27 protein-coding genes are annotated in these 24,941 nt (G+C 36.2%); 6 read left to right on the top strand and 21 right to left on the bottom strand.

The window, feature by feature from the left end:
• Positions 1-29: 29 nt before the first annotated feature.
• Together CVT18_RS06455 and rsmH are read right to left on the bottom strand one after the other, a co-directional pair.
• Complete coding sequence (locus tag CVT18_RS06455) at positions 30-323, bottom strand: hypothetical protein (protein ID WP_103628783.1); 294 nt, start codon at positions 321-323, stop codon at positions 30-32.
• Positions 324-325: 2 nt separating this feature from the next.
• Entirely contained in the window at positions 326-1,249 is a 924-nt protein-coding gene (gene rsmH, locus CVT18_RS06460) for a 16S rRNA (cytosine(1402)-N(4))-methyltransferase RsmH (RefSeq protein WP_103628784.1), read from the bottom strand.
• A gap of 127 nt (positions 1,250-1,376) precedes the next feature.
• Here rsmH and CVT18_RS06465 point away from each other — a divergent pair, with 127 nt between their 5' ends.
• From CVT18_RS06465 to ftsZ, 4 genes are all read left to right on the top strand, one after another.
• Positions 1,377-1,964 carry a class II aldolase and adducin N-terminal domain-containing protein gene (locus CVT18_RS06465; RefSeq protein WP_107824348.1) on the top strand — a complete coding sequence of 196 codons (588 nt, stop codon included), beginning with the start codon at positions 1,377-1,379 and terminating at the stop codon, positions 1,962-1,964.
• A gap of 139 nt (positions 1,965-2,103) precedes the next feature.
• A complete protein-coding gene (locus CVT18_RS06470; RefSeq protein ID WP_103628958.1) occupies positions 2,104-3,561 on the top strand; it encodes a peptidylprolyl isomerase in 1,458 nt (485 codons plus the stop codon).
• 6 nt (positions 3,562-3,567) lie between these two features.
• Positions 3,568-4,995, top strand: a complete 1,428-nt coding sequence (gene ftsA / locus CVT18_RS06475) for a cell division protein FtsA (protein WP_103628957.1) — start codon at positions 3,568-3,570, stop codon at positions 4,993-4,995.
• Positions 4,996-5,009: 14 nt separating this feature from the next.
• Positions 5,010-6,149, top strand: a complete 1,140-nt coding sequence (ftsZ, locus tag CVT18_RS06480; RefSeq protein ID WP_103624034.1) for a cell division protein FtsZ — start codon at positions 5,010-5,012, stop codon at positions 6,147-6,149.
• Positions 6,150-6,238: 89 nt separating this feature from the next.
• Here the strand turns inward: ftsZ and CVT18_RS06485 are convergent, their stop codons facing one another.
• The 16 genes from CVT18_RS06485 to rpmH all read right to left on the bottom strand — a co-directional run bounded on the left by CVT18_RS06485 (position 6,239) and on the right by rpmH (position 21,014).
• A complete protein-coding gene (locus CVT18_RS06485; RefSeq protein WP_021091019.1) occupies positions 6,239-6,532 on the bottom strand; it encodes a metal-sulfur cluster assembly factor in 294 nt (97 codons plus the stop codon).
• A gap of 3 nt (positions 6,533-6,535) precedes the next feature.
• Complete coding sequence (locus tag CVT18_RS06490) at positions 6,536-7,726, bottom strand: peptidase M50 (protein WP_107824349.1); 1,191 nt, start codon at positions 7,724-7,726, stop codon at positions 6,536-6,538.
• A gap of 1 nt (position 7,727) precedes the next feature.
• Positions 7,728-8,066 (bottom strand): hypothetical protein, encoded by a 339-nt coding sequence (locus CVT18_RS06495; RefSeq protein ID WP_103628955.1) that lies wholly within the window; start codon positions 8,064-8,066, stop codon positions 7,728-7,730.
• Positions 8,067-8,139: 73 nt separating this feature from the next.
• Positions 8,140-9,180 carry a peptide-methionine (R)-S-oxide reductase MsrB gene (gene msrB / locus CVT18_RS06500; RefSeq protein WP_103628954.1) on the bottom strand — a complete coding sequence of 347 codons (1,041 nt, stop codon included), beginning with the start codon at positions 9,178-9,180 and terminating at the stop codon, positions 8,140-8,142.
• A 79-nt stretch (positions 9,181-9,259) separates the two neighbouring features.
• Positions 9,260-10,792 (bottom strand): bifunctional phosphoribosylaminoimidazolecarboxamide formyltransferase/IMP cyclohydrolase, encoded by a 1,533-nt coding sequence (purH, locus tag CVT18_RS06505; RefSeq protein WP_107824350.1) that lies wholly within the window; start codon positions 10,790-10,792, stop codon positions 9,260-9,262.
• Between the two features lie 22 nt (positions 10,793-10,814).
• Positions 10,815-11,387, bottom strand: coding sequence for a hypothetical protein (locus CVT18_RS06510; protein WP_107824351.1), 573 nt, complete (start codon positions 11,385-11,387; stop codon positions 10,815-10,817).
• Positions 11,388-12,122, bottom strand: a complete 735-nt coding sequence (locus CVT18_RS06515; RefSeq protein ID WP_103628951.1) for a TerB family tellurite resistance protein — start codon at positions 12,120-12,122, stop codon at positions 11,388-11,390.
• Between the two features lies 1 nt (position 12,123).
• Positions 12,124-13,185 (bottom strand): SDH family Clp fold serine proteinase, encoded by a 1,062-nt coding sequence (locus tag CVT18_RS06520; protein WP_103618700.1) that lies wholly within the window; start codon positions 13,183-13,185, stop codon positions 12,124-12,126.
• Positions 13,186-13,188: 3 nt separating this feature from the next.
• On the bottom strand, positions 13,189-15,378 hold the full coding sequence (gene purL / locus CVT18_RS06525) for a phosphoribosylformylglycinamidine synthase subunit PurL (RefSeq protein ID WP_103628950.1): 2,190 nt from the start codon (positions 15,376-15,378) through the stop codon (positions 13,189-13,191).
• Positions 15,379-15,650: 272 nt separating this feature from the next.
• Entirely contained in the window at positions 15,651-16,238 is a 588-nt protein-coding gene (locus CVT18_RS06530; RefSeq protein ID WP_103628949.1) for an NAD(P)H-dependent oxidoreductase, read from the bottom strand.
• A 42-nt stretch (positions 16,239-16,280) separates the two neighbouring features.
• Positions 16,281-17,606 carry a tRNA uridine-5-carboxymethylaminomethyl(34) synthesis GTPase MnmE gene (mnmE, locus tag CVT18_RS06535; protein ID WP_103628948.1) on the bottom strand — a complete coding sequence of 442 codons (1,326 nt, stop codon included), beginning with the start codon at positions 17,604-17,606 and terminating at the stop codon, positions 16,281-16,283.
• Complete coding sequence (locus tag CVT18_RS06540; protein ID WP_103628947.1) at positions 17,603-18,664, bottom strand: Jag N-terminal domain-containing protein; 1,062 nt, start codon at positions 18,662-18,664, stop codon at positions 17,603-17,605. The genes mnmE and CVT18_RS06540 overlap by 4 nt, the downstream gene beginning before the upstream one ends.
• A complete protein-coding gene (gene yidC, locus CVT18_RS06545) occupies positions 18,664-20,217 on the bottom strand; it encodes a membrane protein insertase YidC (RefSeq protein WP_103628946.1) in 1,554 nt (517 codons plus the stop codon). Before yidC ends, CVT18_RS06540 begins: the two co-directional genes overlap by 1 nt.
• A 1-nt stretch (position 20,218) precedes the next feature.
• Complete coding sequence (gene yidD, locus CVT18_RS06550) at positions 20,219-20,560, bottom strand: membrane protein insertion efficiency factor YidD (protein WP_103628945.1); 342 nt, start codon at positions 20,558-20,560, stop codon at positions 20,219-20,221.
• The gene (gene rnpA / locus CVT18_RS06555) at positions 20,557-20,892 is read right to left on the bottom strand and encodes a ribonuclease P protein component (RefSeq protein WP_072594909.1); all 336 of its coding nucleotides are present in this window, start codon (positions 20,890-20,892) and stop codon (positions 20,557-20,559) included. Before rnpA ends, yidD begins: the two co-directional genes overlap by 4 nt.
• Entirely contained in the window at positions 20,880-21,014 is a 135-nt protein-coding gene (rpmH, locus tag CVT18_RS06560) for a 50S ribosomal protein L34 (protein WP_002940373.1), read from the bottom strand. Before rpmH ends, rnpA begins: the two co-directional genes overlap by 13 nt.
• Positions 21,015-21,136: 122 nt before the next feature.
• Between rpmH and CVT18_RS06565 the strand changes: the two genes are divergently transcribed.
• A complete protein-coding gene (locus CVT18_RS06565) occupies positions 21,137-21,790 on the top strand; it encodes a uracil-DNA glycosylase (protein WP_107824352.1) in 654 nt (217 codons plus the stop codon).
• The gene (locus CVT18_RS06570; RefSeq protein ID WP_103628943.1) at positions 21,787-23,022 is read left to right on the top strand and encodes a hypothetical protein; all 1,236 of its coding nucleotides are present in this window, start codon (positions 21,787-21,789) and stop codon (positions 23,020-23,022) included. Before CVT18_RS06565 ends, CVT18_RS06570 begins: the two co-directional genes overlap by 4 nt.
• 59 nt (positions 23,023-23,081) lie before the next feature.
• On the opposite strand, the gene CVT18_RS06575 is transcribed toward CVT18_RS06570, so the two are convergent.
• From CVT18_RS06575 to CVT18_RS06580, 3 genes are read right to left on the bottom strand one after another with little or no spacing between them, the layout of a single operon-like run.
• A complete protein-coding gene (locus tag CVT18_RS06575) occupies positions 23,082-23,471 on the bottom strand; it encodes a YbgC/FadM family acyl-CoA thioesterase (protein ID WP_103628942.1) in 390 nt (129 codons plus the stop codon).
• A gap of 9 nt (positions 23,472-23,480) precedes the next feature.
• The gene (locus CVT18_RS10190; RefSeq protein WP_159071491.1) at positions 23,481-23,633 is read right to left on the bottom strand and encodes a hypothetical protein; all 153 of its coding nucleotides are present in this window, start codon (positions 23,631-23,633) and stop codon (positions 23,481-23,483) included.
• A 10-nt stretch (positions 23,634-23,643) separates the two neighbouring features.
• Entirely contained in the window at positions 23,644-24,837 is a 1,194-nt protein-coding gene (locus CVT18_RS06580) for a Cj0814 family flagellar-dependent secreted protein (protein WP_107824353.1), read from the bottom strand.
• Positions 24,838-24,941 lie beyond the last annotated feature (104 nt).

Here is a 24,941-nt window from a genome sequence, read left to right on the forward strand (position 1 = left end):
GCCAAAATTTAAAAACTTTAAATGTTTCGTTATTTCCATTGACGCTCTTGCATATTGTTTAAAATTTGATTTTTATAACGTAAATTTTCAAGCTTTATATTAAGAGCTCTATTTTCCTCTAAAAGCATATCTCGTTTACCGCTTACGTCAGCTATATCTCTACTTATATAATAAATTTGATTTGCTATGTAAATTTTTGGCAAAAATATAGCTAGAGCTATAAAAACAGCTAAATAGACCATCACTAATGTCTTAAAGCTTAAATTTACCTCACGTTTTTGCTCCTCGTCGTGAAGCGTCAACAGCTCTTCTTTTTCTTGCATCTTTATCCTTTTATCTTAAAAACTCGAAGTTTTGCGCTCTTACTTCGCGAGTTTATCTTTAGCTCACTGCTACTTGCTGTTAGTGGCTTTTTGGTTAAAATTTCTCCTAGTTCGTGATTGTTTCCGCATTCACATCTATAAACACCAGGTAAACAGATACAGCTATTCGCCCATCTTTTAAAGCGCTCTTTTACGATCCTATCTTCAAGCGAGTGAAATGTAATAATCGCCACAAGACAATCTTTAAACCCACATTTTTCTATACTATCAAGTAAATTTGTTAGCTCATCTAGCTCACCATTTACCTCTATCCTAATCGCTTGAAAGGCGAGTATCGCAGGACTAACTCCGCGCCCTTTTATCTGGGCTGTACCTATTAAATTTGCAAGCTCTTTTGCACTCGTTATCTTGCCAAAATTTCTAGCATTTATAATCTTGTTCGCAATCCCGGCAGCATTTTTTAGTTCGCCATAATCTCTAAAAATTCCAACCAACTCGTCAAAAGAGTAATCATTTACAACGTCAAATGCGCTAAAATTTCGCTCTTTGTCCATGCGCATATCAAGCGTGCTTGAGCCAAGACTAAAGCCCCTATCATCTTTATCTATCTGAAGCGAGCTAACACCAATGTCAGCCAAAATTCCTCTAACATTTAAAATTTCTTCTTGACTTAGCTTGCTAGTCAATTCAGAGAAGTTACTTTTATAAATTTTAACCCTACTACCAAATGGCTCAAGTTTTTTTAGTGAAAAATTTATAGCTTCGTTATCTCTATCACAGGCAATTAAATTTAAATTTTCGTTTTGAGATAAAATGGCACTAGAATGTCCGGCATATCCAAGCGTGCAATCTATAAAATTTCCATTTAAATTTTTAAAAAAAGATAGAACTTCATCAAGTAAAACACTGATATGTGGACTTTGCAACGCTGCCTCTTTATAGTAAATAGTGTGGAAAATTTATCGAAATTTTACTTAAAAAGATATCATTACGTAAAATTTTACATAAATTTTAAGATAGCTTAAATATAATCGCTTAAACGTAGGAGAAAAAATGGAGCTAGAACACTCAATAAATGAGATAAAAACGATATCACTTTCTATGTTTAGAAAGAATTTTTTTGGCGTCTTTCACGGCTCGATTTCAGCAAGAGTCGAAAAAAATCAATTTATAATCAATAAACAAAATGCCATTTTTGATAATTTAAAAGATGATGACTTGACGCTTCTTTCATCAAAAAAAGACTATCGTTGGAATGAAGCTAGTCTTGATGCTGATATACACTTAAATATTTATAAAAATATAAATGAGGCGAGATTTGTTTGCTACGCAATGCCACCATACGCAACTGCCTACGCAATGAAACATGAAAAAATAGCACCGAAAGATTATTTTGGATATATGAGATTTAATGAAATTTTAGTCTATGATCCAAAACAATATGACGACTGGTATGAGCGTGCAGAAACTGAAATTTATAGATATATGCTAGAAAAAAATACAAATATTATTATCATTAAAGGATATGGTATTTATGCATACAGCAGAAGCCCACAACTTCTTGCAAAAGAGATAGCTTTACTAGAAAATAGCTGCAAATTGCTTCATTTAACTAGTGGTTATAGCGATTATAGTATTTAAAAATTTTGCTAACAATACTAAAAAATTGTTAGCAAAATTCTTCACAAAGGTATTTTTAAAGCCCCTATTTTAAGCTTATTTAAGGCAATTTTATATAATATATCATACAAATTTCGTTAGTCTTTTAAAGGAAAATTTAATGTTGTCTTGGATGCAAAAACATAAAAAATACCTAGTTGTTACCATTTGGGTAAGTACAATAGCCTTTGTTGGAGCAGGCTTTGTAGGCTGGGGAGCTTATGATTTAAACAGCAATCGAGCCACTTCAGTGGCAAAAGTAGGACACAGAAATATAAGTATTCAAGAACTACAACAAAAATACGATAGTTTGTATCAATACTACAATAATCTTTTTGATGGTAAATTAACGCAAGAAAAGGCCAATGAGTTAGGATTACAGAATGCTGCACTTCAGGCTACAATTCAAGAGAATTTACTATTAAATTTTGCAGACGATATAGGTCTTAGTGTTAGCAAAGATGATATTTTAAAATATATAATCGCGGATCCAACATTTCAAAAAGATGGTGCTTTTGATAAAAATTTATACTACGATATTTTAAGAAGAGCTAGAATAAACCCAACCGATTTTGAAGAAAATTTAAAACTAACAATACTACTTGATAAACTTAGAACTATTTTAAATTTACCAGCCAGCAAAGAAGACATTGCAATGATGAAAGCAAGCTTTTTTATGCAAGACAAATTAGCAATACAGATAATAAATGCTAATCAAAGTAATATAAAAATAGATGAAAAAGAGCTAAAGAATCTCTGGGAAACAAATAAAAACAACTATATGACAAAGACTATATACGGTCTTGAAACATACTTTATAGAGTCAAACAAAAATGATGTAAATCAAACTACTTTGAGTGACTACTACAACGAAAACAAGGAGAGATATAAAGGCTCTGATGATAAAATCAAATCATTTGACGAAGTAAAGACTGAAGTTATTAAAGACTACAATATCGAGAAAAGCAAGACTGATGCTTTAAAAAAATATACCTCTATAAAAAAAGCTGAGCTTGCAACAAATGAATTTATTAGTATAAATGAAGATAATGCAACATTCTCGCTTGATGAAATAAAAGGTGCAAAAGTTGGTGAGGTTATAAAACCATTTACATATAAAGATGGATATTTAATAGTTAGAGTAAAAAGCATAACTCCTCCACAGCCTATGAGTTTTGAACAAGCAAGAGCAATGGTACTTGAAATTTACAAAGATAAAAAGAAAAAAGAAAACTTAACAACCATAGCGAAAGAGTCTTTACAAAATTTCAAAGGTACTGATATAGGCTTTATCAGTAGAGATATAAATGGCTCTATCTCAGGACTAAATGAAAGTGAAACTAGAGCTTTTGTTTCTCAACTTTTTGAAACTAACAACAAAAAAGATTATGTTATATTAGAAGATAAGGCCGTTATATACGATATTTTGGAACAAAGGTTGCTTGTAGATAATATAGATAATAATTATAAACAAATAACACAGCAAAACGTTACAATGCTTAAAAATAATGAGTTAATAAAAGATTTAACAAACAAACTGAAAAAATACTATGAAATTAAAGAATATATCAAAAGGTAATTTATCTTGAGTACAAAAATTTTAGGTATAGATATCGGCTCTTTCCAGATTTGTGCAGTAATAGCACAACATGATGAAAATGACATTAAGATAATTGGAATTGGAACTGAAAAAACACAAGGAATAAGAAAAGGTGTTATAACCAATATTGAGCAAGCTGCAAAGTCAATAAAAAATGCATTGATAGAAGCACAAAGAGTTGCAGGAACACGCTATGAAAAAGTCATAGTTTCTATTTCTGGTGCGTATACAAAAAGCGTTGACAGTAGTGGTGTAGTGAATATACCAAATCATGAAATAGGCATAAAAGAGATCGAACGTGCTATGCAAATGGCTGATCATACAGCTGATATACCTCATGAGTATGAAAAACTACATGTTCTTCCTTATAATTTTAAAGTAGATGGACAAGAACATATTGAAGATCCAATAGGCATGAATGGTAGTAGGCTAGAAGTTCAAACACATATTGTTACAGTACAAAAGTCATCTATTAGCAACCTAAGAAAAGCCGTAAATTTAGCAGGTGTTCAACTAGATAACATAGTCCTTTCAGGATATGCTTCTGCGATAGCAACATTAACAAAAGATGAGAAAGAACTTGGTGCCGCACTTGTTGATATGGGTGGTGCGACTTGTAATCTTGTGGTACATTCTGGAAATTCTATAAGATACAATGAATTTTTACCTGTTGGCTCAGCAAACATTACAAATGATCTTTCTATGGCTTTGCATACACCTCTTCCAAAGGCAGAAGAGATAAAATTAGGTTATGGCGCTTTAATAAATAAGTCAGTTGATCTAATAGAGCTTCCGATCCTTGGAGATGAAACAAAAAGCCACGAAGTTTCACTAGACATAATATCAAATGTTATATATGCCAGAGCAGAAGAAACCCTTATGGTACTTGCTAAGATGCTAGAAGATAGCGGCTATAAAGATAGCATTGGTGCTGGAATAATACTTACTGGCGGTATGACTAAGCTAGAAGGCATTAGAGATCTTGCATCCGCAATATTTGACAAAATGCCAGTTCGTATAGCAAAACCAAAAGAAATGGATGGATTATTTGAAATTTTAAGAGATCCAGCAAATTCTTGTGCTATAGGGCTTTGTTTGTATGGTGCTGGCAACTTTAGCCCATACGAAATCGATTCTGAGAAAAAAATGAGATACCAAGGGGAAATAGCCTCAAAACCGAAAGCAAATTTTAGAAATGTTTTTGTAGAAGAGGAAAATGTACAAAATTTTGGACAAGAGGTGCAGGATCCAAATGAAAAAGAGGATAGTTTTTCTGATAAAGATTTTGAATTAGAGATAGCAAATAAATCAAAAAACAAAGAAGAGCTTGCCAATATCGCAGATATTAGCAAACAAGAAAAAAAGCCAAATGCTTTTGCAAAATTTTGGTATAGTATTACACAATTATTTTAAGGAGAATTTCAAAAATGAGTAGCTTCACAGTAGAAGAAAATAAAAGCATCTATGGTGCAAAGATAAAGGTCGTAGGTGTAGGTGGAGGTGGTGGCAATATGGTCAACCATATAATAAGAGTTAATCCAAATTTAAATATAGATCTTATTGTTGCTAATACAGATGCTAAGGCTCTTGAAAATTCTCTCGCACATACAAAAATACAGCTTGGAGAAAAGACAACAAAAGGTCTAGGTGCAGGCATGAGGCCTGAAATAGGAAAAGCCGCTGCTGAAGAGAGCTATGATGAAGTAAAAAGTGCACTTGAGACATCAGATATAGTTTTTATCGGTACAGGACTTGGTGGCGGAACTGGTACAGGTGCAGCTCCAGTAGTTGCTCAAGCTGCAAAAGATATTGGTGCACTAACAGTTGCAGTTGTTACTATGCCTTTTATGTTTGAAGGAAAAAAGCGTAGAAAACTGGCTGATTGTGGTCTTGAAGAGCTCAGGAAAGAAAGCGATTCTATTGTTGTCATTCCAAACGATAAGCTCCTAACATTAATTGATAAAAATGCTGGCATAAAAGAAAGCTTTGAAATGGTTGATGAAGTACTTGCAAGAGCCGTCAATGGTATGAGTACGATCGTACTTGACTCAGGAAAAAGCGACATAAATCTAGACTTTGCTGATGTTAGAACAATTATGAGCCATAGAGGACTAGCTTTAATGGGTGTTGGCGAAGCAAGTGGCGAAGATGCAGCGCAAGAAGCTATAAAAAATGCTATACAATCACCACTTCTTGATAACATGACAATAAATGGTGCATTTGGTATTTTAGTTCATTTTAGAATAAGTCCTAGTTGCCCACTAGCTGATATCAATAACGCGATGAGTATTATTCATGAGGCAGCAGATGAAGATGCTGAAATTATATTTGGTACAACAACTGATGATAAAATAGAAGACAATAAGGTTGAAGTTACAATAATAGCCACAGGTTTTCAAAGCTCACAAAAAGAAACTGAAAAAAAAGATGAAGTACAAACTTCTAATGCAAACGATATCATAAAAAAAGAGCGTATATTAAGACTTAAAAAAGTTAGTGGTGGATATGATGAAGACTATATGTCACAACTTGATGTGCCATCATTTATGCGCCATCAAATGGACTAATAAAAAAATAAACTCCTTAAAATTTCTAGAGAGCTTTTGCTCTCTAGCTTATAAAAATTTACAAACTTTCAAATCTAAAAACTTAAAATTTAAACTCCAAGTTGCGCTTTTACAAAATCGCTTGCCATTTGTATATTCCACTCAGGCTCCCAAACAAGGTCGATCTCGCACTCTTTGACACCTTCTATATCAAGCACGGCAGTTTCTACCCAGCCAAGTATCATTTCATGTAGTGGGCAAGATTTAGTTGAAAGCGTCATAGTAACTTTTGCTTTGCCATTTTCATCGCAGCTCGCATCGTATATAAGTCCAAGCGAAACGATATCAAAGCCAACTTCTGGATCAACGATATTTGACAGTGCGTTATAAATTTTTTCTTTCATTTTTTATCCTTTAAAACCAGTAAATCTAAAAATATTTATTATATTTATTGATAGTAAAACTACACTAAGAGCTATAAATATCATACCAGCTTGCACTAAAATTTCTAGTTCAAAGCAAGTTGAGAAAAGATAGCAAAGAAGCGAGACAGCATTAAAAGCTATACCAAAATAAGCTATCTTTTTTAGTATCATGGCATCAAGAAGTGGCACTTTTACCTTTCCAACAAAAGGTGCTACGTAGTGATACCATATGAGAAATGGTGCGATCTTGTAAAGATGAGCTACGATAAAAGCAAACAAAAAGCCATATATTAAAAAATATGCAGCTAAATTTAATTTATCCAAAGCTATAAAAACAGCAGCACCAAGCAAAGCTACCAAAGAAAGAACGATATTTACATTCCAGTAATCATACGCCTTTCTAACACGCTTTTTTAAAATATAAAATGCTTGAGCTATAAAAAGTAAAGCCGCCACACATATTGACAAAACAGATAAATTTTCATTAAAAGCTAGCAAGATACCACCCAAAATATAGCATGCTAGCGAGGCCTTGCTAAGTGTAAATTTTAGATCGTGAGCCAATGCAAACATAGGTAGGAGTACGCTAGCAGCTCCAAGTATCACAAGAAATACAAATCCCAGCACAAAATAAACGTGAAATTTTAGTGTCATCTCAAAATCAAGCATCAATGTGCCACCAAGTATCATAAGCAAGCAAAAACCAAGCGTTATTCCAGTTAGCAAAAAGATAGCTGAAACAAAAAGTGCAAAGGCTGCAAAGCTCTTTTTTTCATTATCCATAAAGCTTAATGCGTAAGTCGTAGCAAAAAAAGCGAGCGAGCAAAAAAGCAAAACTCCACTAATTTGTAAAATTTTAGCCTCAGCAAATAGCATCCCGTAGCACATGCCCAGCAACGATAGACAAAAAATAGCCAAATTTAAAATAGCACCTTTTGCGGTAAAAAATGGCTTTTCTAAGATGACTGAGGTTAGCTGATAGAGCGCTCCGATGATAATACTCATAACAAAGCCAACAAAAAATATATGCAAAAAACCAGCTGTATTTAGTGAGCTAATCGCATCAAAATCTGCATAAAAGAATGCCGGCACACTTAATGCTAAAAAGAAAATTCCAGCAATAAAATATCCACCAACTAGCTTAAATGGTGGTGCGTAAGTATTTAAAAGCATCTTAGTGGCAAAGACTCGTATCTACGTCTTCTATGTTTGCGCCGTCTTTTAGGCTAAAAATCATCTTTACAGCCCCACCATCTATATCTTCACGCTCTATGTTAAAGCTCTTATCTATCTTTGGTATAAGACCAGCTGGAAATTTATGATTTAGCATCATAATTTTTGTGTTTTTATCAGCAAATTTAATAGCGATTAATGCATTGACCATTGGCTCTGGCGGTACGCAAGGACGTGAATCAAAACCAACAAAATTTACACCATTTTCATTAAATTTATAAAATGGCACGGTTGCACCATCAACATTAAACTGCTCTGCATTTTTGAAAAAATCGCTCATTTTTTCTCCTTTTAATTTTGGAGAATTATACTCTGATTAAACTTTTTAAACTATTGATTTGCTTCAACAAAAGCTATTTTACGTAAGGTATAAATTCCTCGTATCCAAGTCTAGCCATATCTTCAAGCGGTATAAATTTAAGGCTCGCACCGTTTATGCAATATCTTAGCCCGCCCTTATCGCTTGGGCCATCGTCAAAGACATGACCAAGGTGCGCATCGCTATTTTGAGACTTAACTTCGACCCTTTTCATCATAAACGAGTTGTCCTCCTTATACGAAAGAGCTGTTGTCGTTATAGGCTTTGTAAAGCTTGGCCAGCCACATCCTGCATCAAATTTATCTGTACTTGAGAAAAGTGGCTTTCCACTCGTTATATCTACATAAATGCCTTTTTGATCAAATTTATCATACTCACTGCTAAACGGCCTCTCAGTCGCCGCTTCTTGCGTCACGGCATACTGCTCGCTACTTAAATTTTTCTTTAGCTCATCTTTACTAAGCGGCTTAAATTTTGCCTCATCGTAAAGCGGTTTATCAGCTAAACCTAGGTCAATGTGACAATATCCAAAAGGATTTTTATCAAGATAATCTTGATGATACTCCTCACCTAAGACGAAATTTTTAAGTGGCGCCACCTCAACCACGATCTTATCTTTAAATTTCTTTTGCTCTATTTTCATAAAGCTCTCTATCGTTGGCAGATCACTTTCGCTCACATAGTAAATTCCGCTTCTATACTGCCTACCAACGTCATTGCCTTGTTTGTTTAGCGAGGTCGGGTCGATCACTCTAAAAAAGTGAGCCAAAATTTCAGCCAAAGCGACTCTATTTTCGTCGTATTTTACATAAAGTGTCTCAGCATGATCACTCTCATGAAGCTCGCGGTAGCTAGTATTTTCGCTCTTGCCATTCGCGTAGCCTACCTTTGTATCCACTACGCCAAATATCTTTTTAAAATATCCCTGCATACCCCAAAAGCAACCGCCTGCTAGATAAATTTCTTTCAAATTTTGCCCTGCCATCGTCTGCTCCTTTATAAGCTCATCTTTTGCCATCAAATTTAGACCAGAAAACATTGCCACCATTAAGATAAATTTTAAGATCTTTTTCATTCTATCTCCTTTTGTTTTGAAAGATTATATGGAATTTAAAGTTATAAAGTGTGAAGTAAGGGGCAAACGCCCCTAAATTTTAGTGTAAAAAGTGTCTAACGCCAGTAAAGTATAGCGACATGCCGTGCTCATCGGCAGCCTCTATCACCTCATCATCTCTGATGCTGCCACCTGGCTCGATGACACATTTTACGCCGACCTTACTAGCGATGTCAATGCTATCTCTAAATGGGAAGAACGCCTCACTTGCAAGTACGCAGCCACTTAGATCGATCTTTAGCTCTTTTGCCTTTGCCACGGCCGCACGAGCAGCATCAACGCGGCTTGTCATACCCATGCCAATAGCTACCATTGCGCCGTCTTTTACATAAACTACACAGTTGCTCTTCGTTAGCGCAGCCACTTTCCACGCGATCTGAGCGTCCTTTAGCTCGCTACCAGCTGCAAATTTCTTGCTCATTTGCTTCATATTTTCAAGCTCTTCGTCTTTTACATAGTCTCTTTCTTGAAATACAAATCCACCATCAACGTGCTTAAAGTCAAATTTATCATTTGAGCGAACTAAAAATTTATTGTCTTGAGTGAAAATTTTGATACGTTTTTTACTCTCAAATACTTTAAGAGCTGCTTCGTCAACATTTGCAGCAATTATTACCTCAACATAAATTTCATTTATCTTTTTAGCTAGCTTTTCATCAAGTGTGCCGTTTATCGCTACCACACCGCCGTAAGCTGAGATCGGATCGCATTTAAGTGCGGCCTCGTAGCTCTCAAGCAAAGTATCTTTTACCGCAAAGCCGCAAGGGTTAGCGTGCTTGATGATAGCCACTGCCGGTGCGTCATCAAAACTAGTTGCAAGCATTAGTGCACCGTTTATATCGGTCATATTATTGAAACTTGCCTCGCCTTTTAGGGCTCTAAAGTTGTTTGAAAAGAAGTAGTTAAACTCATAAAGTGCCCCTTTTTGGTGAGGGTTTTCGCCGTATCTGGTGTCAAAAACCTTGCTTCCCACGATAAATCTAGCATCACCAAAGCCGCTATTAAATCTATCATTCATATAGTTTGCGATCATGCTATCATAAGCCGCTGTATGCTCATAAGCCTTTATCATCAGCGATCTTCTAAACTCAAAATCATCGCTTTTTTCTCTTAGGCGCTTTAAAATTTCGTCGTAGTCAAGCACGTTTGTGACAATTAGCACATCTTTAAAATTTTTAGCCGCACTTCTTACCATGGCTGGGCCACCGATATCGATATTTTCGATGATCTCAGCAAAGTCATCAGTCCTGATTGTAGTCTCTTTAAATGGATATAAATTTACGCAAACCAGGTCAATCCCCTCGATGCCGTGCTCTTTTGCCTGAGCCACGTGCGTAGTGTCGTCGCGTTTGTGCAAAATGCCACCATGTATCTTTGGATGAAGCGTCTTTACCCTGCCCTCAAACATCTCAGGTGAAGCCGTAAATTCGCTAACTTCAGTTGCTTTGACACCATTTTCTTTTAAAAGCTTAAATGTACCGCCAGTTGAAAGTATCTGCCAGCCAAGCTCTTCTAGCCCCTTTGCAAACTCTACAATGCCCTCTTTATCGCTAACGCTAAGCAATGCTCTCATTTTTTCTCCTTTATTAAATTTTTTATCTTTTTGTTAAACACATACCTTTTACTAGCAGAAGTTGCCCCATTTTTATATCTTTTGCGATATTCTTTATCGATAAGGCTTCTAGCGTAACCATAACATTTGCAGCTGCGTCTATAAAATAATCTTTTCTCTCTACAAAGTTTTCACGCTTTTGACCAACAATATCAACGCTAAAGGCATAGCTTGAAATTTGATTGCCATCAAAATATCTCGCATCTAATACGCTTAAATTTACAGGTTCCTCTTTCTCAAGCGCCTCGCATATCGGCTTTTTCGAGCTAAATTTCATCACCTTTATACCGCGATCATACGAAAAGATATACTCACTAATTTCGTTTAATTTTTTTGCTTGAACTGACATAATGTCACTCTTGTTGCCATCTTTATCGACAAATATTATGCTCACATTGCTATCTTTAACATCGTAGTTGCTGATGACTAGCCTTTGATCTCGATAAAGCTCGCTTTGCGTAAGCTTAAATTTTATCTCTTTTCCATCGACATTTACCACTTTAAAATCATTACAAAAGCCAGCCACCGCTAGCAGCAAAATAATAAATTTCTTCATCTAAACTCCAAATTTCTCTTTTAATCGCCCATAAGCCTCGTTTATCTCCTGAAGCTTCTTAGTCGAGCGCTCTATCACCTCTTTGCTCTCGCCCCTACCCATTAAAATGTCGGGATGATACTGCCTTACAAGCTCTTTGTAACGAGCTTTTACCTCTTCAAGACTTGCATTTTTGCTAAGCCCTAAAACATCAAACGCATCTTTTTCTTGGACCATTTCATCGGGATTTGCCTCAAATCTTGAGCCATAAAAGCTATCAAATTTAAAGATGATCTCATCAAGCGTTTCTTTATCAATGCCAAATCCATAAGCGATATTTCTTATAACATCTTGCTCACTTTTGTTAAATTCTCCATCGATGTAGGCTAAATTTAGAAAAAAAGTGAGCCTAGCCACACAGGTATCGTAGTTTAGATTAAACTCGCGCTTGTAGTTTCTGGCGGTTTCATAGGCGTTATCTACATTTTCTTTTTGGCTGTTATAAACCTCTTTTAGATACTCACGCACGCCGCTAACGCCGCTAACTTTCTGGCTTAGATCATCAAGCACTTGAGTGATCAGCCTAGCCTCTAGCTCGCTAACTCTGCCGTCACTTTTAGCTACTTTTGCAAGCAGTGAAACTAGAAATTTAGCCTCATCTACATCTGCTTGTTTCTTGCGGTTACTACCTATTTGGACATTCATAAAGAGAAATATCGCACCACCTAATATTAGTAAAAACAGGACTCCAGACATATTACCACAAGTGATAGATAGTATTTTTTATTTTGCCATTTACTAGCTCGTTTTTACGCCAAGAGCTCTCGTCATTCATCACGTTCCAGCGACGCTCTTCAGGGCGGTAGAACCAGTCTTTATCTATCTGATAATAAATTTGCTTGCCATTTGTTTCGATGATATTTGCAATATTGTTATCGTGGTAGCTATTTTCATCATAGTCGGTAAAAGCTCGCTGACCCATCTCAGAGTAAAGCAGCGTTAGCTCCTGAAGCATTTCATTTAGGTCATCATCCATCTTTTTTACATGAAGGCCGATCTCGTGTGCCTCTCTAAAGAGGATTGGATATTCATGAGCTGGATAGTCACCATTTAGCCTTTCAGAAATTTCTGCGATCTTTTTATCATCATCGATGTGATACCTAAGAAGCTCGGTGCAAATCTTAAGCGATAGCGAGCTAGCACGGTCAACCGCACCAAAGACTAGCGGATGAATATACTCATAAAGCGAATTATAAGGGTTTGTGTCGTTTGGCCTATCTTTATCTTGCTCTTTCCAAAGTTTGACCACACGACTAAGTTCGTCCATCGAAACACTTACAAGCTCATTGCCTTTATTTGTCGGGCTAAGCTCGTGTTTTAGTGAAGTATCAACAGGCGTTAGATAGGCAAGTGGTCCCATGACGATCTCATTTGCGCCAAGTGCCATCATGGTAGCAGCTGAGGCGCAGTTTGCAGGTATTAGAGCTATTAAATTTTTGCAGTAATTTCTAAGTGTAGTGATGATCCTAAGAGCAGCAATACCGCTTCCACCGTCACTTTTTATAAAAAGATAAGCAGTATCTATCTTTTTACCCTTTAAAATTTCATACATAGCACTCGCATCGTTGCCGCAAACGCTACCAGCATTTGAATTATAGTAAGTTATCAAGGTGGCGTTTAGTCTTTTTTCGATCGATTTTATTAAATTTTGTGTCTTACTAAAAAGCACTGGCGGCTTTGCTACACCTCGCTTTTCAACTTGTTCTGCTTCCTTCTGCTCATTTTCAGCCTCAGCGACCTTGCTCTTTTTTAAAGCCATTTCTTAATCCTCTTTTCTAACGATTTTTGCAAACTCATTTAGATAAATTTCTCTTATCTCATCCACACTCTCATCAATGTCATTTAGTTTAAATCTTCTGCCACCACTAACACCGATCTTTTCAAATTTCACACCAAATTTAGCCGCAAGCGCTTCAAATTTAGCCTCGTCTTTCACTCCTACAACTGCTCTTGAAAAGCTTTCATCAAAGATGAAATTTGGCTCTTTAAATTTCACTTCGCAATTTACACCGATGTTTGAGATGCTAGCCATTTTTGCTAGCGTGATAGCAAGACCGCCTACGCCTACGCTATTAGCAAACTCTAAAATTTGCTCTTTATTTGCCTCTATCACTAGATCCCAAAGGGCTCTCTCAGCTTTATAATCAACCTCTTTTAGCTTACCGCCAACCACATTAAATAGCGCCTTTGCGTAAAGTGAGGCAGCAAATTCCCCGCTTGTCTCACCAAGCAAGTAAATCGCCCTGCCCTCGCTTAAAAATGTGCTTTTTAGATTTAAGTTTGCATCTTCATTTACGCCAACTGTGACGATGGCTGGCGTTGGATAGACGCTCACGCCATCTGTGTCGTTATAAAGGCTCACGTTGCCACTCACGACTGGTGTATTTAGCTCACGGCAAGCCTCTTTTATGCCTTCACATCCCTCTTTAAACTGCCACATTACCTCTGGATTTTGCGGGTTGCCATAGTTTAGGCAGTCGGTGATCGCAAGTGGCATAGCGCCACTCATCGCTACTTTTCTGCCAGCCGCCGCAACGGCTCTTGCAGCACCAATTTTAGGATCAACAAAATTTGCTCTAGGATCGCACTGAGCAGCCATAGAGACGGCCTTTTTAGTGCCTTTTACTCTGATACTTGCAGCACCTAAGTGACCAGGCTGTTTTATGGTATTTGTCTGGATATTTGCGTCGTATTGGTCGTAGATAAAGCTTTTATTTAGCACTTCTGGCTCTTTTAAAAGCTTGAAAAATGCCGTTTTGTTATCAACATTATTTGGAATTTCTAAATTTACTATCTCATCAAGATATTTTGGACGTGCAACTGGGCGATCAAGCACCGGAGCTGCCTCACTAAGTGGTCCGATAGGGATTTCGCCTGCTAGCTCGCCATGCCAGTAAAGCTGCATCACGCCGCTACTTGTGACCTCACCGATGATCTCAGCATCAAGATCCCATTTTCTAAAAATTTCAAGCACTTTTTGCTCATAGCCTTTTTTGGCGCATATTAGCATGCGCTCTTGAGACTCGCTTAGCATTAGCTCATAAGGTGTCATGCCAGTTTCGCGCATCGGCACGCGGTCTAGATACATCTTCATGCCGCTGCCACTTCTGCCTGCCATCTCAAAGCTAGAGCTTGTTAGTCCTGCTGCGCCCATATCTTGGATGCCAATGATGTAGTCTTTTTTAAAGAGCTCCAAGCAAGCTTCCATAAGCAGCTTCTCAGCAAATGGATCGCCCACTTGCACCGTTGGACGAAGTGATTTGTTCTCGTCATTAAAGCTATCACTAGCCATGACAGCACCGCCAAGGCCGTCTCTGCCGGTCTTTGACCCCACGTAGATAACTGGGTTGCCAACACCTTCAGCCTTGCCGTAAAAAATTTCATCACTCTTACAAAGGCCAAGTGCAAAGGCATTGATTAGGATGTTGCCATTAAAACTAGGATCAAATGTGGTTTCACCGCCAACTGTTGGAATACCCATGCAGTTGCCGTAGTGACCGATGCCCGCAACACTTCCTTTTAGTAGATATCTATGCTTTTTGGCTAGCTCGCCATCGCCTCTTATCTCACCAAAACGAAGTGAGTTCATGTTTGCAACAACTCTTGCGCCCATCGTAAAGACATCTCTTAAAATTCCACCAACACCGGTTGCAGCGCCCTGAAACGGCTCGATAAAGCTTGGGTGGTTGTGACTCTCCATCTTAAACACAGCTGCGATCCCGTCGCCAACGTCGATGACACCAGCATTTTCGCCAGGTCCTTGAATGACCCAGGGCGCCTTTGTCGGAAAGCCGTTTAGGTATTTTTTACTTGATTTATAGCTGCAGTGCTCGCTCCACATCGCTGAAAATATGCCAAGCTCGAGCAAATTTGGCTCTCTGCCTAGGATTTTTAAGATCTCTTCATACTCTTGATCGCTGATTTTATGTGCTTGTATGGTAGCTTTATCCATTGATGTAACCTTTTAAGAATTTTAAGCCATTTTACAATCTTGCTTATAAAAAGTTACTAAAAAGCCTTTTGAAATTTAGCAGAATAAAGCATTATTGAGAGAAATTTGCCTACTTTGATAAGGCCTTTTTATATTAGCATTTTTAAAATTTATACCAGCGCTTTATTTTTGCTAGCATAGTAATAAAAAGTGGCAAAATTTTCAAAACTAGCTCGTAGCTATTTTATTGCCACTTTTATTTATATTTGCGGTTTTGTTTCTAATTTAAATTTCTATTTTGTATTTTTAAAAACTTTTTCAAGATGCGCTTCGTACTCTTTTAGATCTCTTGGCACATCTGGCATCTTGATAACATCGTAGCAGACAAAATATGGAAGCGGCCTCATGCCTAAAAACTCATTTGCCTTTCTAAAATGAAAATAAACCCCATCGATCCCGCGCGCATCAAAAAACTCGCTTGGATCGCTAAATGTCTCGGCTGGAGCGTTCCAAGTAAGGCTTAGCATAAATTTCTTGCCATTTAACAAGCCACCCTTGCCGTAGTTTTTCGTAGGATCGACCCTATGCCTGCCATCACTCGTATAAAGCTTGCCGTGGCCTGCGGTAAAGACCTCGTCGATATATTTTTTAACTATCCAAGGCTCACCCATCCACCAAGCTGGCATCTGCCAAACTACCGCATCCATCCAGATAAATTTCTCGACTTCAGCCTCTATATCATAGCCATGATCTATTGTAGTTTGCTTTATCTCGTGACTCATTTTTGCGAGCTTCTCGCATGCAAGGTCGTGAAGTGTTTGATTTAGTCTGCCATCTGAGTGGGCAAATTTTTTACCACCATTTATAAGTAAAATTTTCATTGTATCTCCTTTAAAAAACGAAATTTTTAACCAAAAAAACTATCATTTTCCTAAACAAAAATGGCTAAACATCTCGTCTAAAATTTCACTTCTCTCAAATGGCTTTGTGATGCTTGCAAGCGCCTTTATCGCACTATTTAGCTCATAAGCAAAAATTTCTAGCTCCTCTTCACTAAGCCTCAAAAACGCTCTTTTTAAAGCCTCACTCGCCTCTTTACAGCTTAAAATTTGGCGGTTTGAGCTTAGCATGATCTCGTCAGTATCTTGTGTCTTGAGGTAGCTCTCAAGCTCTTTTAAAACTACGCTCGTATCGGTTTTTGCTGAAATTTTGATAGCGCCTTCTAGCTCTATGTCAAATTTAAACACTAGATCGCTTTTGTTTAGGATAAAAAAGGCTTTTTTATTTGAGTTTGAAACGAGATTAATTATCTCTTTGTCTTGCTCATCGCTTGGATTTGAGCCGTCAAAGACAGCCAGGATAATGTCAGCTTCGTTTATGGCAGAGATTGAGTAGTTTATGCCGATTTGCTCGATCCTTCCAGCATTTTTTCTTATGCCAGCGGTATCTATTATACGAACCAAATGTGAACCTATCTTAAAATTTTCTTCTATTCTATCTCTGGTCGTGCCTGCTTCATCACTTACAATCGCTCTCTCGTAAGCCAAAAATGAGTTTAAAATAGAGCTTTTGCCAACATTTGGCTTACCAACGATGGCGATCTTAAAGCCATCAATTAGCCCTCTTCTTTGCTCACTAAGTGTGGCTATGCGCTCTAGTTTCTCACTATTTTTTAAAAGCATCTGTTTGGTCTGCTCTAGTAAATTTGCAGGCAAATCATCATCAGCATAGTCAATCATCGTCTCCACAAAGGCAAGAGTTTTGACCACTTCGCTTCTGATCTCGCCTACAAATTTACTAAGATCGCCTTGCATTTGGCGGGTTAAAATTTTAGCAGCGATCTCACTTTTTGAAGTGATAAGCCCTTGCATCGCCTCTGCTTTTGTTAGATCCATCTTGCCATTTAAAAATGCTCGCTTGCTAAACTCTCCAGGCATAGCAAGCCTTGCACCAGCTTTAATTAGTTCGTTTAAAATTCTTTCACTAACTACGATACCACCATGAGTTTGAAACTCGACGATATCCTCACCAGTAAAGCTTGCTGGGCCTTTAAAATATATAACGATAGCTTCGTCTAAAATTTCATCATCAAGGGAGTAAATTTTAGCTAGTTTTGCGTATCTTGGCTCTAAATTTGAAAGTTTAAGCAGTTTTAAAGAGGTGGCTAGGGCGTCCATGCCGCTAAGCCTTACGATAGAAACTGAGCCGATGCCATAAGCTGTGGCAAGGGCTGCAATGGTCTCACTCATTTTTTGAAAAAGTCATTTACAACGACAAATTTACCGTCATTGCCGCTTTTTATGCCGACATATTTATCTGGAAATTTCTCGCGTAGCTTCTCAAGTGCGATCTTAACCAAAACCCCATCAAGTGGCTTCGTTTGGGCTCTACCGCTATTTTGCACACGCTCGATCACGCCATTTAGATACTGATCCATCATCGCTTCTTGATTTTGTAAAAATTGTGCGATCTCAAGGCGGATAGCAAGGTTGTATTTTGAGTTTAACCAGTTATAAAGCATGTAAGATATCGCTTTATATCTATAACCTTCTTTACCTATAAGTAGAGCCGCGTCAGCTCCATCAAGCTCTATAAGTACGGTTTCATCGTCAAATTTGCTAACTTCAATTTTACTAATATCAAAACAACTTGCCTTAAAAAGACGGTTCATGCCATCTTTGATCTCAGGTAAAATTTTATCAAAGTCGATTGCTGCTTTTTCTTTTTTTTCTTTTTGTAAAGCTTGAGCTGCACTCTCTTCATCAGTTTGGTTAAAATTTTCAATAATAGAATTATCTAAAATATTTTTAGGAGTATTTTTACCAGCTTGTGGCTCCTTTATTTCTTTTGGCTCATCAAGTCTCTTTATCACATATCCTGGTTCAGCCTCTTCTTCACTCTTTTGAGCAAATGCATCTTTAGCTAGAGCTTCATTTTTTTCACTTAAATTTGACTTTTCATTTTTATGCTCTTTTTGATCAAATTTAGTTTCGCTTTTTTCATCTCTATGTTTTTTAGGGCCTCGCTTTTTATCACTATGATCGTGTTTTTTAGCTTGCTTTTTATCTTCTTTTATAGCCTCGTTCTCATCATTTTTTTTAGCAAAATTTCTATCATTTTTTGGTTTATGTTGTGGTTTTGGCTGATTTTCTAAATTTGCTTCAATGATCGCACTTCTTTTAAAAAATCCAAAAAAACCACTGCTTGGATGCTGTAAAACTTTTATATCAAGCTGGGTTACTGAGCAGTTAAGCTTCTCAGCTGCCTTTTGAAATGCCTCTTGAAGGGTATTTGCTTCTATTTTCATTAAGCCTTTACCTCCGCAGCTTTTTTATGTTTTTCAAAAAGTTTATTTACAAACACTTGCTGAACAACCGAGCAAACGTTATTTACAAACCAGTAAAGTGTAAGACCGGCTGGGAATGTCACGAAGAAAAATGTAAATATAAGAGGTAAAAATTTCATCACCTTTTCTTGCATAGGATCAGTAAAAGTTGTTGGTGTAAGCTTTTGCTGTAAAAACATCGTTAGACCCATCAAAATAGGCAATACAAAATATGGATCCATTACTGAAAGATCGTGTATCCAAAGTATCCAAGAAGCACCTTTTAACTCGATCGCATTTAATAAGACGCGGTAGATCGCAAAAAATACCGGAATCTGAAGCAAGATTGGCAAGCATCCACCCATTGGATTTGCGCCATGCTTTTTATAAAGCTCCATCATATGAACTTGCATTTTTTGCTTATCATCTTTATATTTTGTCTGAAGCTCTTTTACCTTTGGAGCAAGCTCTTTTAGCTTATTCATCGATAGCATGCCCTTATATGTAAGTGGGAATAAAACTATCCTTATGACAAGCGTTAATACAACTATCGCCCAACCCCAGTTGCCAATGTAGTTATGCAAGAAATTTAAAAATGCAAACATCGGTTTTGCTATAAATGTAAACCAACCATACTCAATAACATCATTTAATCTCTCGTCCATTGAGCTTAAAATTTTATGCTCTTTTGGTCCGATATATGCACCTAATTTTAAATTATCATTTGCCTTTACAAAAAGAATAGGATTATTGTTAGAATCTTTGTCTACGGCTACTTCAAATGGCTTTTCAAATGAGTAAAATAGAGTTGTATAGTATCTATCAGAGGCGGCTGCTATTGTGGTATTTGCATAGTTTTTAACCTCTTTGGCGTCACCATCTTCTATAATATTTAGGCTATCATCTGCATTTCTAAGCATAACGCCATGAACTGTGTAGCTATCTACTGCGATGTTTGGCCTAAAGCCAGGAGTGATGAAATAATCAACATTTTTACTTAAATTTACTTCAACTTCATATCTACCATTTGGGTAAAATTTGATATTTTTTGTAATCGTAACGCCATCTAAATTTTGAGTAAGTTTTATGGTTCTAGGCTCTCTGCTGGCATCTATCTCGCTAGCGTCACTGCTATATGCAACCTTAAAGGCATCAGTATTTAAAGTACTATCGTTAAATCTAAGCTCAAGTGGCAATGGATTTTGCGAAACAAGCTCGATTTTGTTGCCATCTTCTGTTTTATATTTCTCTTCAGTTAGATAGAATTTTGAAATTCTTCCTAGCTTATCTATTTTTGCTTCGTAGCTTTGACCTTTAATAGTAGCGATTATCTCATTTGAAGCTAAATTTTCATTTGATTTTGGTGTATTTTGATTTGTATTTGGAGCTTTATTTTGATCTATTGCTTGAGACATTGTAGTTTGGTTTTGCTCAGGCACCACTCTTTTTGGCATAAAAAAATCATACACTATAAAAAAAACAATAGATAAAAGCGCTGCAAGAAGCAACCTTTTTTGCATAGACATCTGTTCCATTTTATTTTTTTTCCTTTAATTTATCTAATACTTTTACGACATAAAATTTACTATTCTGACAAGGGACAAACCAAAAATTTACATTTCTGGTATCACTTTTTTGAAATATAAAACATAAGTTAAATTTTTTGTAGATGATTGGGTAGTTGATACCGCCTTTAAAAAGCTGATTACATTTTAAAATTCGCATGAAGGTTGCAAAAAAAGCAGAAAAAAAACTATTTGTTTGAAATTCCCAAATCGCGTATTGTGAACAAGTCGGGTAATAGCGACAGCTTTTTGGTAGAAGTATGGAAATATATTTTTGATAAAAAGCGATAGCTTTAATCGCAATTTTTTTCATTTTAAACATCCCATTTTTTTTGTAGACCAACTTAAATTTTTACAAATTTTTTCAAATGAAATCTCTGTAATTCCATTTTTTGCGATCATAATATATGTGCCATCTTTTAATTCACTAGAAATGTTAAAAAAAGCGGCTCTCAAAAGTCTTTTAGCTCTATTTCTAACTACCGCTTTTCCTACTTTTTTACTAGCAACTACTGCTATTTTTTTTTCATTTGTTGGTTTATAAAAAACAATGCAAGCATCACAATGCCACTTGCTAGCCTCTTTATAAACTTGAGAGAATTCTTTTGAGCCGCTTAACGACTCAAAACCAGCTAAGCAGCCAATCTTTTTCTACCTTTGGCACGTCTAGCGTTTATTACTTTTCGGCCATTTTTAGTTTTCATTCTTAAGCGAAAGCCATGAGTGCGTTTTTTAGGGGTTTTATGAGGTTGATAAGTCCTTTTCATTTCTATCCTTAAAGTTAATATAAAAAGTGGGATTTTATCAAAGCAATACTTAAATTCCTTTGAATAACTTAGCTTAAAAAGCCACAACTCAAACTTTAAGCAAATCAAGTTATAATCCAAAAATGAATTTTAATAAAGACAATAGGCTTTTAAAAAAATTATTTTTCTTAAAACAAATTGGATATAAGTTTATTGATAAAAATTTTCTTAGTCTAAGCAATTATCATGATTACAACAATATTGATGAGCTAAACCGCGAAGTAAAAAAATGTTCTCTTTGCTCTTTGCGAAATAGCTCAAAAGGCGTAACAGCTGGCATCGGCAATGAAAATAGCAAAATCATGTTTATATTATTTTCTAAAAAAAATGATTCTTATGAAAATAACAGTAAAAAATTTTTAGAAAATGCCATAAAAAATAGTTTAAATTTAGATATAAAAGAAATTTATGTAAGTTCTCTACTTCGGTGCGAAATTTCACAAAGTGATGATAAAAGTCCGATTTTAAACCGTTCTATCGAACTTTGTCGTCCTTATTTGTTTGAAGAGATTAGACTGATAAAACCAAAGATAATAGTGACTTTAGGAGAGAAAGCTTTTATGCATTTATATCCAAATTTATTGTTAAAAGGCGGATTTTCAAGTATAAGAGGTAGTATTTTAAAAAATGAAGACAGTCTTATTTTACCAACGTTTTCACCAGAGTGGATAAGCAAAAATCCTAGTTTTGAAAATATTTTTATAGATGATTTAAGAAAGATCAAAGGAGTGATATGAGAAAAATTTTACTTTTTTTAGCCATTTTTTCAACTATTTTTGCATCGCAAGATGAGATAAATTTTGAGAGTAATGTTACAAAAAACCAAAGTCTATCAAGCATACCTCCAGCAAAGATTACTTATATAAATTTAGAACCAGAATTTTGTGATAATGCCTGCTTAAATGAGCTTATTAAGGCTGATTTGCTGGCTAGCTTTATGGCGAGATTTGAGCCAGCAAAAATAGATGATAACACTCTTTTAGAGCTTTATATCTCTCTTGGTGGTGAAGCTATTTTAAAAGTTAATAAAAGCGGCAAAATCGCTGTAATCATCCCACAAAAGATTATAAAATCTTATGCAAATGTTGTATCAAATGCGGTCTTAAGCTATGTCTTAAAGCAAGATGCGGATATCGAGATCAAATTTATAAATAGCAACGATGAAAGCCCACAAAGTCTTACCAATGCTATGCAAACGGCTAGAGCCCAAGACTTTAATTATTTTATCGCAGCCCTTACATCAAATGGTGCAAACATTATAAATTCGCTAGTTCTATCAAATGAGCTTATCTACATTCCAAGCGTTCATAGCTCTTTTATCATAAATCCAAAACCAAATTTGATCTTTGGTGGCATTGATTATAAAGACCAAATTTCAGCTTTGCTAGCTTACTCGAACGAAAAGATAGTTGCATTTGACGATGGTAGTTCATTAGGGCAAAAGCTAAATGAATATGTCCGCATGCAAAGTAGCGATTATCATGAAGCCTCTATCGTAGGCAAAGATATAAATTTAAACGATACTTTAAGTAAAAAATCTAAGTTTGATAATGCAAGTATATTTTTAAACATCCCAATCGTCAAAGCTTCTCTTGTAGCAACGCAGATGAGGGGCTTTGAGATAAAACCATACGCACTTTTAAGCACACAGATAAATTTTTTACCAAATATCTTTAATGCCATCGCACAAAGAGATAGACAAAATCTTTTCATTGCAAACTCATTAAATCCTATTAACGACTTATTTTTGGGGCTTGGTGATCTTTTTGATGTAGATTTTAGATATTCGCAAATCGGCTATTCAAGTGCTTTTGGTGCCGAGTATATATATACAAATTTTATAGATAAAAGTGCTGATAGAATTTTTACCGAAAGAGTTGAAAACTCACAAGTTTTATATGGAGTTAAAATTTATAACGCAAAAGGCGACCACTTTGACGAAGCAAATCAAGAAATTTTGCTCAATTAAAATAGCTCAATGTAAAAGCACAAAGTGGCTAAAGTTAAATTTCTAAACTTAGCCACGATCTAAAATTTAGAATTCTCCAAAAATTTCTTTATCTCATCATTTATCTTTGCAAGTCTCTCTTCTTTCATAAAGGCTAACGTAATCGTCGCTCTAAAAAGTAGTTTTTCGGCATTTTTGTCATCAAATTTATAAATTTCTTGCTCCAAAACAAGACTAGCTTTTTTAATCTCCAATACCTTGCTTCGCACAAAAATTTCATCTCCAAGCACAGCAGAAGCTATAAATTTAGCCTCCAGCGACGAAACTACAAAGTATCCGCCCTCTTTTGTAAAATCTAGCCCAGCCTGAAAAAATGCTTCACTTCTGGCTCGCTCACAAAATTTAATGTAGTTTGTATGATAGACTATGCCACCAGCATCGGTATCTTCGTAGTAGATTCGTATTTTCACAGCCACTCCTTAGGCTTTTAGATTAAGGCACATTTTACTGATTTTTCTTAAAAGACCCATTATATCCGCCTCTTTTTCCTCGCGTGCTTTTAAATTTCGCTCGTGAGCGCTACTAAAATCATAATTTACGTTTGCGTTAAATCCGTTTACGCCGCTTATCATATTAATCCTTTTAAGCCTTTATATCCACGCTCTTAGCGTTAAATTTCATTATCGCCTCGAGTTCTTCTAAATTTTTTCTAGTATTTTGCTCTAGCTCTTTGTCGTATTTTCTGTTTTTATCCAGCATCTTTTGTGTTCGCTTTTCTTGCCTGGTTAGCTTTTCTAGGCGTTTTTGTGCCTCTTTCATATCCTCTTGCATTATTTCAAAGAGGCTTTTTGATTCTTTGCCGTCGGAAGTTATGTTAGAGTTGCCGCTTAAGGCAGTGCTACCGGGTAAAAGCGACTCTTGCATTTTTTGAAACGTTAGTACATATTCTCGGTAATCCTTGCTAAGCCCGTCAAGCTCGCTTCCTTTGATACCGTAGATATTGCGCGAATCAATAAAAGCGTCCAGCTTTTGTCTGTATTCTTTGCCGCTTATGCTTTTGTCATAACCTTGCATCTTGCCCCAAACCGTAGTTTCGCCCTCTAGTACGTCTAAATTTGAGTTTATTACGGCTGCTATCAAGCCTCCTTTGGTTATACTACCGTCAGGATTAGTGTATCTTTCGCCGTGAGGATTTATAAACACGCTCACATTTTCGCTCTCTTTACCGCCGTTATTGTTATCAAAGATATTGGTTGACGGCTTATATTGCGGCGTTGTTGTTAACGCATGATATGAGCTATTAAAAAATAGCGTTTCCATGTTGGTTTTCCCAGACTTATCGTCAAAGGCGCTACGTGCCGACGCATAGTCGTAGATGTTTTTATTTACTTTAGTTACTTTTAGACTTGATTTTTCGTACTCGTATCCTTGAGGAAATTTGGCGAGGTCTTCTTTGTTAAAACTTTCTTTGGAATTTAAAACGTCCTCGCCGACTACTTGGGATAAAATTTTATATGCATTGCCGACTGTTTTTGCTATGTCGATTTTTGAAAACATTTTATTAAATGCGATCGCTTTATCATTTACGTTCACGAGAGATTTTAAGGTATCAGAGTGGATTTTGTAGTCCTTTGGGATACCTGCGGCTTCGTTAAATTCGAACGTAAAATATCCGTCCGCACCTACTTTATAGCCTAAAACTTCGTTAAATTTGTGCTCGACCGTATCCGGCTGCGAGATTTCATTTTTATATATGATTTGACTCTTTATGCTATGTTTTTCATTTAGTTGAAAATTTTTAGCGACACTAGAAAATCCGCCGATACCGCTTAACATCATAAATCCTTTTAAAATTTGGTTTTAAGCTACATCGGCAAAATTGAGAAAATATCTAGTAAAAATAATAAAAACTATCAAAAAACCATACAAAATTTCTATGC

Source organism: Campylobacter concisus, assembly GCF_003048405.1.
Lineage (GTDB): Bacteria > Campylobacterota > Campylobacteria > Campylobacterales > Campylobacteraceae > Campylobacter_A > Campylobacter_A concisus_Q.